This is a genomic window from Burkholderia sp. HI2500 (assembly GCF_002223055.1).
Taxonomy (GTDB): Bacteria; Pseudomonadota; Gammaproteobacteria; order Burkholderiales; family Burkholderiaceae; genus Burkholderia.
In genome coordinates this window covers 1,505,286-1,520,409 of the sequence record NZ_NKFL01000006.1, presented here as the reverse complement: position 1 = coordinate 1,520,409, position 15,124 = coordinate 1,505,286, and the positions used below count along the sequence as shown (strand labels likewise).

The window sequence follows — 15,124 nt, the reverse complement described above, 5'->3', positions numbered from 1 at the left end:
CATTGATCAATGTAATCATAAAGGAGGAGACTTTTGATGACGACGTCCCAGCTGTGCCTGTTCATCGTGGCGCTGTTGCCGTTCTCGATGACGTTTCTCGCGAAGGCCCGCAAGGGCTACGACAACCGCGCGCCGCGCGACTACCTGGCGAAGCTCGAAGGCTGGCGCGCTCGCGCGCAAGCCGCGCACCAGAACGCATGGGAGGCGCTTGCGCTGTTCACGGCCGCGCTGGTGGTGGCATGGCACAACGGCGCGAACGTGCATCGCGTCGACCAGCTTGCGATGGCGTTCGTCGCGATCCGCATTGTCTACATGCTGATGTACCTGCTGAACTGGGCGTCGCTGCGTTCGCTCGTGTGGTTCGGCGGGATGGCGTGCGTGGTGGCGTTGTTCTTCGCTGCGCCGTAAGCGGCGCATGCGGGCGAGGCCGGCGCGTTACTTGCCGGTCGCGCCGCCCGTGCCGCGCACGCGGCTGTCGTTGGATGCGGGCGCAACGATCGGTCCCGCGATCGGCGCTGCGTTCGAGTCTGCTTCCGCTTCGCGGCGCAGGAACGCGATCAGGGGATCGAGCAGCCGGTGCCGCGTCGACGGGTTGCGGCGCAGCACGAAGCGCCACGACGCGGCGCGTTCGAGGCCCGGCCGCAGCGGCACGAGGCGCCCGCTGCGCAACTCGGGCTCGATCAGCGGCGCGCGGCCGAGCGCGATGCCCGCGCCGCCGACCGCCGCGCCGATGACCTGGCTGAAACTGCTGTAGCGGACGATCTTCGTCTCGAAGTCGCCGGGCAGGCCGAACTCCGTGGACCAGTTGCGCCAGTCGATCTCGGGGCTGTGCTCGTGCATCTCCTGCAGCAGCCGGGAGCGGCACACGTTCACGGACGCATACGGATGCAGTTCGGGGCTGCATACCGGGAACACCGTTTCCTGCAGCAGGATGTCGTCGTCGGCCTGCAGCCGGTGCGCGGGCACGTGCACGATCGCCAGATCGACGCCGCTGCGCGCGAAATCCGGTTCGTCGTCGAGCACGACGGCGTGCAGCGGTGTATCGGGATGAAGCGACGAGAATTCCGCGAGGCGGCGGGCGAGCCACATCGCCGAAAACGGCGCGTTGGCGGATACGGTGAGCCGTTGCGCGGTGCCGCGAATCTCGGCACAGGCGTCGGTCAGCCGCGACAGCGCATCGCTGACGGCCGGCAGCAGGCGTGCGCCGGCCGGCGTGAGGCTGATGCCGCCGAGCCCCGTGCTGCGTTCGAGCAGCCGCGCGCCGAGCGATTCCTCGAGCGCGCGAATCTGGTGACTGACCGCACTCGTCGACACGTTCAGCTCCGCCGCCGCGCGCGCGAACCCGCCGAGGCGGACGGCCGCCTCGAAAGCTCGCAATGCGCTGAGGGGAGGGAGGTGCGACATGCGGGGTATTGTAGTTGACTCAACACCCGTTGAAAAATCATCTTTTGCCGCGCACGGGTGGCGCGGGTAGCCTCGATCCGGTCAAGAAAAAACATCATCGGACACCACCGGAGGGCTTCATGTATTTCGACCGACGACTATGGGCAATGATGGCGGGACTGCGCTGGCGGGTGGCCGCCGCCGTCGCGCTCGGCCTGCTCGCGATGGGTGTCGGGATCCTGCGTTTCGTCTTTCTCGGCCGCGTGCTTGCGCTGGTCTTTTCCGGCGCGCCGGCACGCAGTATCAGCGAAGCCGTCGTTGCCACGGCGGCCTGCGTGCTGCTGCGCGCGTGGCTCGACCATCGCCGCACGGTGCTCGCGCAGCACACGGCCGGGCGCGTGCAGGCCGCGCTGCGCGCGCGGCTGTTCGACCGGATCGCCGCACTCGGCCCCGCGTGGTTCAGCGGCGAACGCACGGGCGGCGTGATGCTGGCCGTCGTCGATGGCGTCGAGCAACTGCAGACCTTTTTCGGCACCTATTTGCCGCAGCTCGTGATCGCCGCGTGCGCGCCGGTGATGATCTTCGCGGTGCTCGCGTGGTGGGACGTGCCGACGGCCGCGATCCTGCTGGTCGCGGCGCTCGTCACGCTCGCGCTGCCGCAACTCGTGCATCGCGCCGACAAGCGCGCGGCGCTCGCACGCTCGGCCGCCTTCAAGGCGTTCGGCGAGGAGTTTCTCGACGCGGTGCAAGGCCTGCCGACGCTGAAGGCGTTCGGGCAAAGCACGGCATTCGGCGCGAAGCTGGCCGCGAAGGCGCGCGCGCTGTCCGACAGTACGTTCTGGGTGCTCGCGCTCGGCCTGCTGACGCGGCTCTTCACCGATCTCGGCACCGGCCTCGGCGCGGCCGCCGCGATCGCGGTCGGCGCGTGGCGCGTGCGGCACGGCGACATGAGCCTCGAGGCGCTGCTGATCGTGCTGATGGCCGGCAGCGAAATCTTCCGGCCGCTGCGCGACCTGCGTGCCGTGCTGCACCAGGGGATGATCGGCCAGTCGGCGGCGAATGCGATCCACGCGCTGCTCGACGCGGAGCGTCACGCACCGGCCACCGACGCGCCGCGCGTCACGGGCCTGCGGCCGGAGATCGCGTTCGACGCCGTCAGCTTCGCGTATCCGGGGCGCCGCGCGGACGCGCATGCGGCGCTGAGCTTCTCGGTGCGCGAAGGCGAGACGGTGGCGATCGTCGGGCCGAGCGGTGCGGGCAAGTCGACCATCGTGCGCCTGCTGCTGCGCCAGCACGATGCGCAGGGCGGCGCGATCCGCATCGGCGGCCAGGACGTGCGCACGCTCGATGCCGGCCAGGTGCGCGAGATGATCGCGGTCGTCGCGCAGGATGCGACGCTGTTCGACGGCAGCGTGGCCGACAACCTGCGGCTCGGCCGCCCCGACGCGAGCGACGCGGACATGATCGCCGCCGCGCGTGCCGCCAACGCGCACGATTTCATCTCGGCGCTGCCCGACGGCTATGCGACGCGCATCGGCGAACGCGGGCTCATGCTGTCGGGCGGCCAGCGCCAGCGCCTCGCGATTGCCCGCGCGCTGCTGCGCGATGCGCCGATCCTGTTGCTCGACGAGGCGCTGTCGTCGGTCGACGCGGAGAACGAAGCGCTGATCCAGCAGGCGCTCGACCGGCTCACGCGCGGGCGGACCACGCTCGTGCTCGCGCACCGGCTGTCCAGCGTGATCGGCGCCGACCGCATCCTGGTGCTCGACCAGGGGCAGGTGGTCGACGAAGGGACGCACGCGGCGCTGATCGCGCGCGACGGCCCGTATCGCCGGCTGATGGGGCCGCAACTGGAAGCGGTCGCCGAATCGGTCGGCGTGGCGGCAACGGCCGGCGCGACCGCGCGCGCGTCGTCGGGCCCGCAGGTGCGGCCGTTGAACGACGATGCGGCGGAGATCGGCTGGCCGGAAACCCTGCGGACGCTGCTGCGCTTCGTGCGCCCGTGGACGGGCAAGGTCGTGCTGACGGTGCTGTTCGGGATCGGCCGCGTGCTCGCCTTCATCGGCGTCGGCGTGATCGGCGCGCTGGTGGTCGGTGCGGTGCCGGGCGGCCACGTGAGCCCGGCGCTCGTCACCGCGCTGCTCGTGATCGCGCCGGTAGCGGCCGTGCTGCACTGGCTCGAATCGTGGCTCGCGCACGACATGGCGTACCGGCTGCTCGCGGAAATGCGCATCGCGCTGTTCGCGACGCTGGAACGCCTCGCGCCGGCCGGGCTGCTGCGTCGCCGTTCGGGCGACCTCGTGTCGCTTGCGACGCAGGACGTCGAGACCGTCGAGTATTTCTATGCGCACACGCTGGCACCCGCGTTCGTCGCGGTGCTCGTGCCGGCCGCCGTGCTGGTGCTGCTCGCGTCGGTTGCGTGGCCGCTCGCGCTCGCGCTGCTGCCGTTCCTGCTGTGGGCCGGGCTCGCGCCGGTGCTGGCGCGGCGCGACGTCGACCGGCTCGGCACCGGCGCGCGCGAAGCGCTCGGCCAGCTCGGCGCGCACCTGACCGAAACGATCCAGGGGCTCGCGGAGCTGACCGCGTTCCAGGCCGTCGCGCGCCGGCGCGCAGCGTTCGTGGCCGAAGTCGATGCGTACCGCAACCAGCGCGCAAAGCTGCTCGACGATTTGTCGGCGCAAAGTGCCGCGCTGGAAATCGCGAGCGGGCTCGGCGGGCTGGTCGTCGCGGCGCTCGGCGCGCTGCTGTGCGCACGCGGCTGGTTTCAGCGCGAGTCGTTGCCGCTGCTGGTGCTGGTCGCCGTGGCCGCGTTCATGCCGGTGGCCGAAATCGGCCAGGTCGCGCGCCAGCTCGCCGATACGATCGCATCGACGCGCCGCTTGCGTGCGCTGGAGAAGGAGCCGGTGCCGGTGACGGACGGCACCCATGCGATGCCTGCCGATCCGGCGGTGCGTTTCGAGGCCACGTCCTTCACGTACCCGGGCCGCAGCGTGCCCGCGATCGATCGCGTGAGCTTCGACGTGCCGCCCGGCAGCACGGTCGCGCTGGTCGGCGCATCGGGCGCGGGCAAGTCGACGGTCGCGAGCCTGCTGCTGCGCTTCTGGGATCCGCAGCAGGGCCGCGTGACGCTCGGCGGCGTCGATCTGCGCGACCTGCGGCTCGACGACCTGCGCCAGCACATCGCGCTGGTTGCGCAGGATACCTACCTGTTCAACGACACGCTCGAAGCGAACATCCGGCTCGCCGCGAGCGACGCGTCCGACGCAGACGTGCAGCGCGCGATCGACCATGCGGCGCTCGGCGACTTCGTCGCGCGGCTGCCGGACGGACTCGCGACGCGCGTCGGCGAGCGCGGCGTGCAGCTGTCGGGCGGCCAGCGCCAGCGTGTCGCGATTGCGCGTGCGTTCCTGAAGGATGCGCCGGTGCTGATCCTCGACGAAGCGACGTCCCATCTGGACACGATCAGCGAGCAGCAGATCCGTGCGGCACTGGAAGACCTGATGACGCAGCGCACGTCGATCATCATCGCGCACCGTTTGTCGACCGTGCGCAACGCTGACCTGATCCTCGTGATGGAGCACGGCAGCGTGATCGAGGCCGGACGGCATGCCGACTTGATGGCGCGGCAGGGCGCGTATGCGCGGCTCGTGTCGCATCAGGCGAGCGGGGTGGCGGCGTAAGCGACGCTGCATCGGAGGCGCGCGGCCGGCCGGCAGGGCCGCGCGCTTTCCGCAACATGCGTTGAACCGCGCCGGCGATTGCCGGCGTCGCGTGAGGGCGGCCGCACCGGCAACGCGCCGCGCGTCGAAGCGCCGATGATCGGTGCTGACAAACGGGCCGGCCAATGCGCTGACCAGCGCACGGGCGACAGCAGTCGGCGCCGATCGCCGCCGCCGCCATCCTCCTCTCGCGCGTGATGCCCTTGACGGCAAACCCTCCCGGCCAGTCCACAGCCACCGCCCACTGCTCGTCAGACACCGCCTTCGGCCGGCGCAGCACGATCCGGCCCGACCGCTTCCCCCCGCGGGCCACACGCCCTTTCCTCCGATTTATCCGCCCAGCGCGCCGCGGGTTTATATCGATGCATTTCCCCGTTGCGGACTTTTTTGTTGTCGTAGTATCGCCATTGACAACACTTGTTGCACTAAGGTCTAATTCGACATCGCATGTTGCGGTGCGGCTTGATGTCGTCGTTCCGCCGGCCGCCTGGCCGGTCACATCGCTCAACCATGCGGAGAGAAACCATGAGTCGCCGTTCCTTCCTGAAAGCCGTCGCGGTCGTTGCCGCGCTCGGCGCCAGCCTCGCGCACGCGGATACCAAGACGCTCGTCGTCGGCACCGACACGTCGTTCATGCCGTTCGAGTTCAAGCAGGGCGACAAGTACGTCGGCTTCGATCTCGACCTGTGGGCGGAGATCGCGAAGGACCAGGGCTGGAAATACACGATCCAGCCGATGGATTTCGCGGGCCTGATCCCGGCGCTGCAGACGCAGAACATCGACGTCGCGCTGTCGGGCATGACGATCAAGGAGGAGCGCAAGAAGGCGATCGACTTCTCCGCGCCGTACTACGACAGCGGCCTCGCGGCGATGGTGCAAACGGGCAACACGACGATCAAGTCGATCGACGACCTGAACGGCAAGGTGATCGCCGCGAAAACCGGCACCGCGACGATCGACTGGATCAAGGCGCACCTGAAGCCGAAGGAGATCCGTCAGTTCCCGAACATCGACCAGGCGTACCTCGCGCTCGAGGCCGGCCGGGTCGACGCGGCGATGCACGACACGCCGAACGTGCTGTTTTTCGTGAACAACGAAGGCAAGGGCAAGGTGAAGGTCGCGGGCCAGCCGGTCAGCGGCGACAAGTACGGCATGGGTTTCCCGAAGGGCAGCCCGCTCGTGCCGAAGGTCAATGCATCGCTCGTGAAGATCCGGGCCGACGGCCGCTACGCGCAGATCTACAAGAAGTGGTTCGGCGCCGAACCGCCGAAGATGTGAGCGTGACGCCGCAACAGTGCGCGGCCGGACGGCCGCGCCGGTCTTGATTCGAACGGGGAGCGACAAGTGAATTTCGATTGGTCGGCGATCTGGGCGGCGTTGCCGGACCTGATGGACGGGGTCCGGTTGACGGTGTTCATCGCATTTTTCGGGCTGGTGGGCGGCTTCATCGTCGGGATGGTCGCGGGCATGTTCCGCGCATACGGACCGAAGGCGATGAACGTGCTCGCCCAGGTTTATATTGAATTGATCCGCGGCACGCCGATCGTCGTGCAGGTGATGTTCCTGTATTTCGCGCTGCCGCTGCTCGCGCATATCCGCATCGACGGCCTGACGGCTGCGATCATCGCGATCACGGTGAATTCCGGCGCGTATCTCGCGGAAGTGGTGCGCGGCGCGCTGCTGTCGATCCCGAAGGGGCTGACGGAAGCGGGGCTCGCGATGGGCCTGTCGATGCCGCGCGTGCTGCTGAAGGTGGTCGGGCCGCTCGCGTTCCGGCGGCTGATTCCGCCGCTCGGCAACCAGTGCATCGTGAGCCTGAAGGACACGTCGCTGTTCATCGTGATCGGTGTCGGCGAGCTGACGCGCAAGGGACAGGAAATCATCGCGGGCAATTTCCAGGCGGTCGAGATCTGGAGTGCGGTGGCCGTCATCTACCTGTTGCTGACCGGCGCCATGACGCTGACGCTGCGGCTCGTCGAGAAGAGGATGCGTATCCTATGAGCATGATCGAATTCCAGAACGTGTCGAAGAGCTTCGGCCACGTGCCGGTGTTGAAGAACATCGACCTGAAGATCGACGCGGGCGAGGTGGTCGTCGTGGTCGGCCCGTCGGGCTCGGGAAAATCGACGATGCTGCGCTGTATCAACGCGCTCGAGAAAATCACCGGCGGCGAGCTGCTCGTCGACGGGCAGAGCGTGCGCGGCAACGCGACGACGATCCGCAACATCCGGCTCGAAGCCGGCATGGTGTTCCAGCAGTTCAACCTGTTCCCGCAAATGACCGCGCTCGAGAACGTGATGTTCGGGCCGATGCAGGTGCGCGGCGCGTCGCGCGCCGACGCGCGCGACCAGGCGATGGCGTTGCTCGACAAGGTCGGCCTCGAATCGCGCGCAAATCATTATCCGTCGGAGCTGTCGGGCGGCCAGCAGCAGCGCGTCGCGATTGCGCGTGCGCTCGCGATCCGGCCGCGGCTGATGCTGTTCGACGAGCCGACGTCGGCGCTCGATCCGGAATTGCGCCACGAAGTGCTGAAAGTGATGCAGGATCTTGCGACCGAAGGGATGACGATGATCGTCGTCACGCACGAGATCGGCTTTGCGAAACGGGTCGGGACGCGCCTGCTGTTCATGGATCAGGGCGGGATTGCGGAAGACGGCCATCCGGTCGAGCTGATCGACCGGCCGCCGACCCCGCGCCTGAAGGAATTCCTGAAACACGTGTCCTGAACGAAACCGAAATACCGACATGCCGCTTTCCCTTTCCCCCGTCATCGCCGGCGCGCCGTTCGACATCGGCGTGCGCCTCGGCGAGCTCGCCCGCCCCGTGTTCGACGAATACATGCAGCAGAGCAGCGCGTGGCAGGCCGTGCGCCGCTGGCGCGGCCATCCGTTCGTCGCCGCGCTGCGGCAGGCCGCGCTGGCCGCGTATCCGGATCTCGTCGCGGAGCTGGACGGGATCGCGGCCGGTGTCGGCTGGCCGGCCGAGGACATCTTTCTGTGGAACTGCCGCGGCGAGCTGATCCACAACGCGCCGGACGGCTGCACGACGCTTGCCGCGCGCGACGCGGACGGCACGCGCTGGATCGCGCACAACGAGGACGGCGATCCGTACCTGCGCGAGCGCTGCCTGCTCGTCGACGTGCAGCCGGCGGGCAAGCCGGGCTTCATCAGCTTCTATTACCCCGGTTCGCTGCCGGGCCATACCTTTGCGGCGAACCGCGCGGGTATCGCGCAGGCGATCAACAACCTGCGGATCCGCACGCCGGCAGCGGGCGTGCCGCGCATGATCCTCGCGCGCGCCGTGCTCGATGCCACGTCGCTCGACGCGGCGGCCGACGTGCTGCGCGGCCATGCGCGCGCGAGCGGCTTTCATCACACGCTGGGCGCGACCGGCGATGCGCGGCTGCTGAGCATCGAGGCAAGCGTCGCGCGCTGTTCGGTGATCGACGTCGCGCGGCTCGCGGGGCATGCGAACCATCTCGTGCATCCCGGCTGCGACGCGCAAGCGCAGATCGTCACGCAATCGTCGGCCGACCGCCAGCGCCGCGTCGACGCGCTCACGCCCGCCATCGACGCGATCGACGAAGCCGCGCTGCTGCGCGTGCTCGGCGATCGTGCGCCGCAAGGGCTGCCGATCTACCGCGACGATCCGGCCGACCCCGACGACGAGAACACGCTGGCCACCGCCGTGTTCGCGATCGGCGCGGCATCGATCGATTTCACTCTTCACCAACACGGCACGCAGCGTTTCGCGACGCGCATCGTGCCGTCCGGACGCGCGCACGACGCGTCCTGATCCATGAGGCAACGCATGACGACCGTTTTCCATCGCGCTCCGCGCGCCACCTTGCCCGTTGCCGTCGCAGGCGACGGCATCGAGATCATCGACGCGACCGGCAAACGCTATATCGACGCGTGCGGCGGCGCGGCCGTTTCGTGTCTCGGCCACAGCAACCAGCGTGTGATCGACGCGATCAAGCGGCAGGCGCAGCAACTGGCGTACGCGCACACATCGTTCTTCACGACCGACGTGGCCGAGGAACTGGCCGACCGGCTCGTCGACGCCGCGCCGGCCGGCCTCGAACACGTGTATTTCGTGTCGGGCGGCTCCGAGGCGGTCGAGGCCGCGCTGAAGCTCGCACGCCAGTATTTCGTCGAGAAGGGCGAGCCGCAGCGCCGCCATTTCATCGCGCGACGCCAGAGCTATCACGGCAACACGCTCGGCGCGCTCGCGATCGGCGGCAATGCGTGGCGGCGCGAGCCGTTCCTGCCGCTGCTGATCGAGGCGCACCACGTGAGCCCGTGTTATGCGTATCGAGACCGGCAGGCGGGTGAAACCGACGAAGCGTATGCGCAACGCCTGGCGGACGAACTCGAGCAGAAGATCGTCGAACTCGGCGCGGCCAACGTCGCGGCGTTCGTCGCGGAAACGGTGGTGGGCGCAACGGCCGGCGCGGTGCCGCCGGTGCGCACGTACCTGAAGAAGATTCGCGCGGTGTGCGACAAGTACGGCGTGCTGCTGATCCTCGACGAGATCATGTCGGGGATGGGCCGCACCGGCTACCTGTACGCGTGCGACGAAGACGGCGTCGCGCCCGACCTGCTGACGATCGCGAAAGGGCTCGGCGCGGGCTACCAGCCGATCGGCGCGACGCTCGTCAGCGACCGCATCTACCGGACGATCGTCGACGGCTCGGGTTTCTTCCAGCACGGGCACACGTACCTGGGCCATGCGACCGCATGCGCGGCCGCGCTCGAAGTGCAGCGCGTGATCGCCGAGGAGAAACTGCTCGACAACGTGAAGGCGCGCGGCGAACAACTGCGCGCGACGTTGCGCGAGCATTACGGCGCGCATCCGCATATCGGCGACGTGCGCGGCCGCGGGCTGTTCGTCGGCGTCGAGCTCGTGCGCGATCGCGACAGCAAGGCGACGTTCGATCCGGCGCTGAAGCTGCATGCGGCGGTCAAGCGCGAAGCGATGCAGCGCGGCCTGATGGTGTATCCGATGGGCGGGACGATCGATGGCGTTCACGGCGACCACATCCTGGTCGCGCCGCCGTTCATTTGCACCGCGCAGCAGATCGATACGATCGTCGAGCGGCTGTCGGGCGCGATCGGCGCGGCGCTCGCGTCGGCCGGCGCGTGACCGCATTTGTCGAACCTTGTCAGGACTTCGCCATGACCAACAGATTGCCTCCGTTCGATCCCGCATCGGCCACCGATGAACAGAAGGCCGTGCTGGCCGACATTCTCAGCGGCCCGCGCGGCAACCTGAACGGGCCGTTTCTCGGCTGGATCGCGAGCCCCGAGCTGGCGCAACATGCGCAGAAGCTCGGCGCGTTCTGCCGCTATCGCACGGGCCTGCCGCTGCGCCTGTCGGAACTCGCGATTCTCGTGACGGCCGCGCGCTGGCGCTCGCAGGCCGAGTGGCACATCCATTATCCGATCGCACTCGACGCGGGCGTGCCGGCCGCGACGGCCGACGCGATCCGGCGTGGCGTCGCGCCCGCATTCGAGTCGGACGACGATGCGCTGATCCATGCATTCGCGAGCGAGCTGTACGACACGCGGCGCGTGAGCGACGCGACGTTCGCACGCGCGCAAGCGCGCTTCGGCCACGAGGTCGTCGTCAATCTCGTTGCATTGCTCGGCTACTATGCGCTCGTCGCGATGACGCTGAACACGTTCGGCATGCGCGCGGAAGGGCAGACCGAATTGCCGTTTCCGGAGTGATGCCCGTGCGTTGATCGTGCCGGAGCAGCGCAGGCGATACGTCTGACGAACGGTTTGCCGACCTGTTCCGGCACAATGCAACCAAATGTATTCGTGCGGGATCGACGGCCGATCGCCGGGTATGATGGCTTGTTCACGTCGATATGAGCGGTGAGCAAGCATGACGAGTACCCGCAAGACCTTGATGATCGCCGGTGGGCTCCTGGTAGCCGCCGCCGGCACTGCCTACGTGATGCTCCTGCGTGCGGATCACCGCGCGATCGAAGATGCCGGCATCGGCGATTCGGCCGCGCCCGTTGCCGCGGCGCCCGCGGGCAACGATCACGCCGTGCAGGGCACCATCGCGCCGCCGGCCCCGGCCGCCGCGATGGCACCGAAACAGGCGGCTGTCGCGCCGCCGCCCCCCGCACCGGCGCCTGCTGCGCCGGCCACCACCGCGCGCGTCGACGCAGTGCCAGCCGTGCCGGTTGTCAGCGACAAGCCGCAGCCGGTGACGAAGCCGAGCGCACCGCCGCCGAAGGTCAACGTCGTGACCGTCGATGCGCAGGATTCGACCCCATCGGCACCGCCGCCAGCCGCCAAACCCGTGCAGCAGGCCGCTCCGGCACCCGCCCCCGCGCAGGTCACGCAACGCGCGTCGCGCAAGCGCGACGGCCTCGAACGCCACGCGGCTGCAGCCCCCTCCGCAACGAAATCCGAAACGCCGGAGACGGCCGCGCTCGTCAGGGAATCGGCGAAACTCGACCCGTCATTGCCGCCGCCGTCGATGTCATCGATGCCGTCGATGTCATCGGGCGGCGGTTCAATCCGGCAGGGCAGTTCGTCATCGGGCGCGAATCCGGTTGCCGCCGCGATGACCGAGCAACTGGTCAGGCAGTCCAGCAGTTTCAAGTCGACGGCGCCTGCGCCAGCGGACGGCAGCCCGACCGCGACCAAGTAACCGCGAACGCCTTCGGCATAAAAAGGACCCCGCATGCCGACCAAAGCATGCGGGGCCAAGAGAGACAAACTGTTGTGCCGACGGGCTGACGCGCGTTACGCGGCGACCGCTTCCTCGGCCTGCGGCTGAGCGGTTGCCACCGGCGCCACGTCCTGCCGGATCAGGTGGTCGAACGCACCGAGCGATGCCTTCGCGCCTTCGCCCACGGCGATCACGATCTGCTTGAACGGCACCGTCGTCACGTCGCCGGCCGCGAACACGCCCGGTACCGACGTCGCGCCGCGCGCATCGACGACGATCTCGCCGTGCTTCGACAGTTCGACCGTACCCTTCAGCCATTCGGTGTTCGGCACGAGGCCGATCTGCACGAACACGCCTTCGAGATCGATGCGCTGCGTGTCGCCCGAGCGCAGATCCTTGTAGACGAGCCCGTTCAGCTTGCTGCCGTCGCCGGTCAGCTCGGTCGTTTGCGCCTGCGTGACGATCGTCACGTTCGGCAGGCTGCGCAGCTTGCGCTGCAGCACTTCGTCCGCACGCAGTTGCGCGCCGTATTCGATCAGCGTGACTTCCTTCACGATGCCGGCGAGGTCGATCGCGGCCTCGACACCCGAGTTGCCGCCGCCGACCACCGCGACGCGCTTGCCCTTGAACAGCGGGCCGTCGCAGTGCGGGCAGTACGCGACACCGCGGTTGCGGTATTCGCGCTCGCCCGGCACGTTGATTTCACGCCAGCGCGCGCCGGTTGCGAGGACGATTGTCTTCGCCTTGAGCACCGCGCCGTTCGCGAGGCGGATCTGGTGCACGTCGCCCGGAATCAGCGCATCGGCGCGCTGCACGTCCATGATGTCGACGTCGTACTGCTTCACGTGCTGTTCGAGCGCGGTCGCGAACTTCGGCCCTTCGGTTTCCTGCACCGACACGAAGTTCTCGATCGCCATCGTGTCGAGCACCTGGCCGCCGAAACGCTCGGCCACGACACCCGTCGCAATGCCCTTGCGCGCCGAGTAGATCGCGGCCGCCGCGCCTGCCGGGCCGCCGCCGACGATCAGCGTATCGAACACCGGCTTGGTCTCGAGCGACTTCGCGGCCCGTGCGCTGGCGCCCGTATCGAGCTTCGCGAGGATTTCCTTCACGCTGCTGCGGCCCTGGCCGAACGAGGCGCCGTTCAGGAACATCGTCGGCACGGCCATGATCTGGCGCGACTCGACTTCGCCCTGGAACAGCGCACCGTCGATCGCGACGTGACGGATGCGCGGGTTGATCAGCGACATCACGTTCAGCGCCTGCACGACTTCCGGGCAGTTCTGGCACGACAGCGAGAAATACGTCTCGAACGCGTAGTCGCCGTCGAGCGCGCGGATCTGTTCGATCACGTCGTCGTCGAGCTTGATCGGATGGCCGCCCGTCTGCAGCAGCGCGAGCACGAGCGACGTGAATTCATGGCCCATCGGGATGCCGGCGAAGCGGATGCCGGCCGGCTTGCCGGGCTCGCCGATCGAGAACGACGGCTTGCGCTCGGCGTCGTCGCGGCGTTCGGACACGGTCACGCGATCCGTCAGCGACGCAATCTCGTTCAGCAGCGCCAGCAGTTCCTGCGATTTCGCGCTGTCGTCGAGGGAGGCGACGAGTTCGATCGGGCGCGTGATCTTTTCGAGGTACGCTTTGAGTTGGTTCTTGAGATTGGCGTCGAGCATGGCGTTTCGGATTCCGTATTAATGATTCTGGTCGGGCACGTCGTGCCGGAGGAGGGCGCGGGCCGCATGCCGCGGCGGCCCGTCATCGGGAGGCTCGCGCGCCTCGTGCGAGGCGCGCGGCGCGATCGTCAGATCTTGCCGATCAGGTCGAGCGACGGGGTCAGCGTTTCCGCACCCGGCGTCCACTTGGCCGGGCACACTTCACCCGGGTGCGCCGCGATGTATTGCGCCGCCTGCACCTTGCGCAGCAGTTCGCCTGCGTCACGGCCGATGCCGTTGTCGTGGATTTCGCACAGCTTGATCTCGCCTTCCGGGTTGATCACGAACGTGCCGCGCAGGGCCATCCCTTCTTCCTCGATCAGCACGTCGAAGTTGCGCGACAGCGTGAGCGTCGGGTCGCCGATCATCGGGTACTTGATCTTGCCGATCGTGTCCGACGTGTCGTGCCATGCCTTGTGCGTGAAGTGCGTGTCGGTCGACACGCCGTAGATTTCGACACCCAGCTTCTGGAATTCCGCGTAACGGTCGGCGAGGTCGCCCAGCTCGGTCGGGCAGACGAACGTGAAGTCGGCCGGGTAGAACACGACGACGGACCACTTGCCCTTGAAGTTCTCTTCCGAGACGGGCACGAAATCGCCGTTGTGGTATGCGGTTGCCTTGAACGGCTTGATTTGGGTGTTGATGATCGGCATCTTGCGAGTTCCTTTGCGGTGGTGTTGATGAAGTGTTCCCAGTATCCGGGTTCACCCTGAGCTTGTGAAATTGCTTGTTTCAATCCGGGGCATCAGGAATTTCTATCCGCTTCCGGCCCTTGATTGAGTGGGGTGTGCGGAGCGGCAATTTTGAAGCGTTGGACGGGCGAGGTCCCCGTCCGATATGGGCGAGAGTGAGGGGCGGTGTGATGTGCCGGCGATTATCCGGTGCCTTCTAGACGGGGGAGGTATCGTCGAATGCGGTTGGATGGGGCGCGGCGGGGAGAGGGCGCGCAACCGCGCCCATCGATTCAGATCTGGTATGGCACGCGAACGCCGGGTTCGGTGGCTGGGAAGTCTTTTGTGTTGCGCGAAACGAGCAACAGTCCGTTCACTTGTGCCGATGCCCAGACGATCGCGTCGGGCAGGCGTATGCGGCGTTCCTGGCGAATGGTCACGGCACGATTGGCAACTGCTTCGTCGAGCGCGATGACATCGAACGACGACAGCCAAGCGCGCATCGCGGCTTCATTATGTGAGGACGTGCCGACCAGAACCTCCATCCACGAGATCGCGCTGATCGCTCGATAGTCATAGCGGCCGAGTTCCGTGCGGGCGGATTCCACGCCGCCCAGATAATCGATCAGGATGTTGGTGTCGAAGAGAGTCTTTACCATTCCGAGCGCAGTTCTTCCTGATAAGCGAGCCCATCGACCGTGCGATCTTTCCAGAGACCGAAGACGTCGTCCGCGAGCGGACGCTTGTGCAGGGCGATGTAGGCATCGATCGCGTCGCGGATGATGGCGGCGCGGGGACGACGCTCAGTCTCGACGATGGCGGCCAACTCGTCGAGTTGGCCGTTCGATAGATCAACCAGAATCCGGCTCATGGCAGCCTCCGATATACGATATGTATATCATATATGTGCCGTTGAGGTCGCGCAAGGCTCGGGTGGGGTGAGGCG

The 15,124-nt window shown here is 67.7% G+C and carries 14 protein-coding genes; 9 read left to right on the top strand and 5 right to left on the bottom strand.

What is annotated here, in order from left to right; translation table 11 throughout:
- Positions 1-36: 36 nt before the first annotated feature.
- Positions 37-408, top strand: coding sequence for an MAPEG family protein (locus tag CFB45_RS24540; protein WP_089427782.1), 372 nt, complete (start codon positions 37-39; stop codon positions 406-408).
- Positions 409-435: 27 nt separating this feature from the next.
- Here the strand turns inward: CFB45_RS24540 and CFB45_RS24535 are convergent, their stop codons facing one another.
- The gene (locus CFB45_RS24535; protein WP_089427781.1) at positions 436-1,404 is read right to left on the bottom strand and encodes a LysR family transcriptional regulator; all 969 of its coding nucleotides are present in this window, start codon (positions 1,402-1,404) and stop codon (positions 436-438) included.
- Between the two features lie 119 nt (positions 1,405-1,523).
- Here CFB45_RS24535 and CFB45_RS24530 point away from each other — a divergent pair, with 119 nt between their 5' ends.
- From CFB45_RS24530 to CFB45_RS39570, 8 genes are all read left to right on the top strand, one after another.
- Complete coding sequence (locus tag CFB45_RS24530; protein ID WP_089427780.1) at positions 1,524-5,063, top strand: ABC transporter ATP-binding protein/permease; 3,540 nt, start codon at positions 1,524-1,526, stop codon at positions 5,061-5,063.
- 564 nt (positions 5,064-5,627) lie between these two features.
- Positions 5,628-6,380 carry a glutamine ABC transporter substrate-binding protein GlnH gene (glnH, locus tag CFB45_RS24525; protein WP_089427779.1) on the top strand — a complete coding sequence of 251 codons (753 nt, stop codon included), beginning with the start codon at positions 5,628-5,630 and terminating at the stop codon, positions 6,378-6,380.
- A 66-nt stretch (positions 6,381-6,446) separates the two neighbouring features.
- Positions 6,447-7,103 carry a glutamine ABC transporter permease GlnP gene (glnP, locus tag CFB45_RS24520; RefSeq protein WP_089427778.1) on the top strand — a complete coding sequence of 219 codons (657 nt, stop codon included), beginning with the start codon at positions 6,447-6,449 and terminating at the stop codon, positions 7,101-7,103.
- Positions 7,100-7,828: a glutamine ABC transporter ATP-binding protein GlnQ gene (gene glnQ, locus CFB45_RS24515; protein WP_174388472.1), complete on the top strand. Its 729-nt coding sequence runs from the start codon at positions 7,100-7,102 to the stop codon at positions 7,826-7,828. The genes glnP and glnQ overlap by 4 nt, the downstream gene beginning before the upstream one ends.
- A gap of 19 nt (positions 7,829-7,847) precedes the next feature.
- The gene (locus CFB45_RS24510) at positions 7,848-8,897 is read left to right on the top strand and encodes a C45 family autoproteolytic acyltransferase/hydolase (RefSeq protein WP_089427776.1); all 1,050 of its coding nucleotides are present in this window, start codon (positions 7,848-7,850) and stop codon (positions 8,895-8,897) included.
- A gap of 15 nt (positions 8,898-8,912) precedes the next feature.
- On the top strand, positions 8,913-10,247 hold the full coding sequence (locus CFB45_RS24505) for an aspartate aminotransferase family protein (RefSeq protein ID WP_089427775.1): 1,335 nt from the start codon (positions 8,913-8,915) through the stop codon (positions 10,245-10,247).
- A 32-nt stretch (positions 10,248-10,279) separates the two neighbouring features.
- Positions 10,280-10,834, top strand: a complete 555-nt coding sequence (locus CFB45_RS24500) for a carboxymuconolactone decarboxylase family protein (protein ID WP_089427774.1) — start codon at positions 10,280-10,282, stop codon at positions 10,832-10,834.
- A 160-nt stretch (positions 10,835-10,994) separates the two neighbouring features.
- Complete coding sequence (locus tag CFB45_RS39570; protein WP_089427773.1) at positions 10,995-11,774, top strand: extensin; 780 nt, start codon at positions 10,995-10,997, stop codon at positions 11,772-11,774.
- 95 nt (positions 11,775-11,869) lie between these two features.
- Here the strand turns inward: CFB45_RS39570 and ahpF are convergent, their stop codons facing one another.
- The 4 genes from ahpF to CFB45_RS24475 all read right to left on the bottom strand — a co-directional run bounded on the left by ahpF (position 11,870) and on the right by CFB45_RS24475 (position 15,049).
- Entirely contained in the window at positions 11,870-13,468 is a 1,599-nt protein-coding gene (gene ahpF, locus CFB45_RS24490) for an alkyl hydroperoxide reductase subunit F (RefSeq protein ID WP_089427772.1), read from the bottom strand.
- Positions 13,469-13,596: 128 nt separating this feature from the next.
- Positions 13,597-14,160 carry an alkyl hydroperoxide reductase subunit C gene (gene ahpC, locus CFB45_RS24485; protein ID WP_006488685.1) on the bottom strand — a complete coding sequence of 188 codons (564 nt, stop codon included), beginning with the start codon at positions 14,158-14,160 and terminating at the stop codon, positions 13,597-13,599.
- Between the two features lie 311 nt (positions 14,161-14,471).
- The gene (locus CFB45_RS24480) at positions 14,472-14,837 is read right to left on the bottom strand and encodes a type II toxin-antitoxin system VapC family toxin (RefSeq protein ID WP_089427771.1); all 366 of its coding nucleotides are present in this window, start codon (positions 14,835-14,837) and stop codon (positions 14,472-14,474) included.
- Positions 14,831-15,049, bottom strand: a complete 219-nt coding sequence (locus tag CFB45_RS24475) for a CopG family transcriptional regulator (protein WP_089427770.1) — start codon at positions 15,047-15,049, stop codon at positions 14,831-14,833. The genes CFB45_RS24480 and CFB45_RS24475 overlap by 7 nt, the downstream gene beginning before the upstream one ends.
- Between the last annotated feature and the right edge of the window lie 75 nt (positions 15,050-15,124).

Coding starts and splice junctions, on each gene's coding strand:
- CFB45_RS24500 (WP_089427774.1), top strand. CDS start 10,280: ATGACCAACAGATTGCCTCCGTTCGATCCCGCATCGGCCACCGATGAA.
- glnH (WP_089427779.1), top strand. CDS start 5,628: ATGAGTCGCCGTTCCTTCCTGAAAGCCGTCGCGGTCGTTGCCGCGCTC.
- CFB45_RS24480 (WP_089427771.1), bottom strand. CDS start 14,837: ATGGTAAAGACTCTCTTCGACACCAACATCCTGATCGATTATCTGGGC.
- CFB45_RS24540 (WP_089427782.1), top strand. CDS start 37: ATGACGACGTCCCAGCTGTGCCTGTTCATCGTGGCGCTGTTGCCGTTC.
- CFB45_RS24475 (WP_089427770.1), bottom strand. CDS start 15,049: ATGAGCCGGATTCTGGTTGATCTATCGAACGGCCAACTCGACGAGTTG.
- CFB45_RS39570 (WP_089427773.1), top strand. CDS start 10,995: ATGACGAGTACCCGCAAGACCTTGATGATCGCCGGTGGGCTCCTGGTA.
- CFB45_RS24505 (WP_089427775.1), top strand. CDS start 8,913: ATGACGACCGTTTTCCATCGCGCTCCGCGCGCCACCTTGCCCGTTGCC.
- glnQ (WP_174388472.1), top strand. CDS start 7,100: ATGAGCATGATCGAATTCCAGAACGTGTCGAAGAGCTTCGGCCACGTG.
- CFB45_RS24510 (WP_089427776.1), top strand. CDS start 7,848: ATGCCGCTTTCCCTTTCCCCCGTCATCGCCGGCGCGCCGTTCGACATC.
- CFB45_RS24530 (WP_089427780.1), top strand. CDS start 1,524: ATGTATTTCGACCGACGACTATGGGCAATGATGGCGGGACTGCGCTGG.
- ahpC (WP_006488685.1), bottom strand. CDS start 14,160: ATGCCGATCATCAACACCCAAATCAAGCCGTTCAAGGCAACCGCATAC.
- ahpF (WP_089427772.1), bottom strand. CDS start 13,468: ATGCTCGACGCCAATCTCAAGAACCAACTCAAAGCGTACCTCGAAAAG.
- CFB45_RS24535 (WP_089427781.1), bottom strand. CDS start 1,404: ATGTCGCACCTCCCTCCCCTCAGCGCATTGCGAGCTTTCGAGGCGGCC.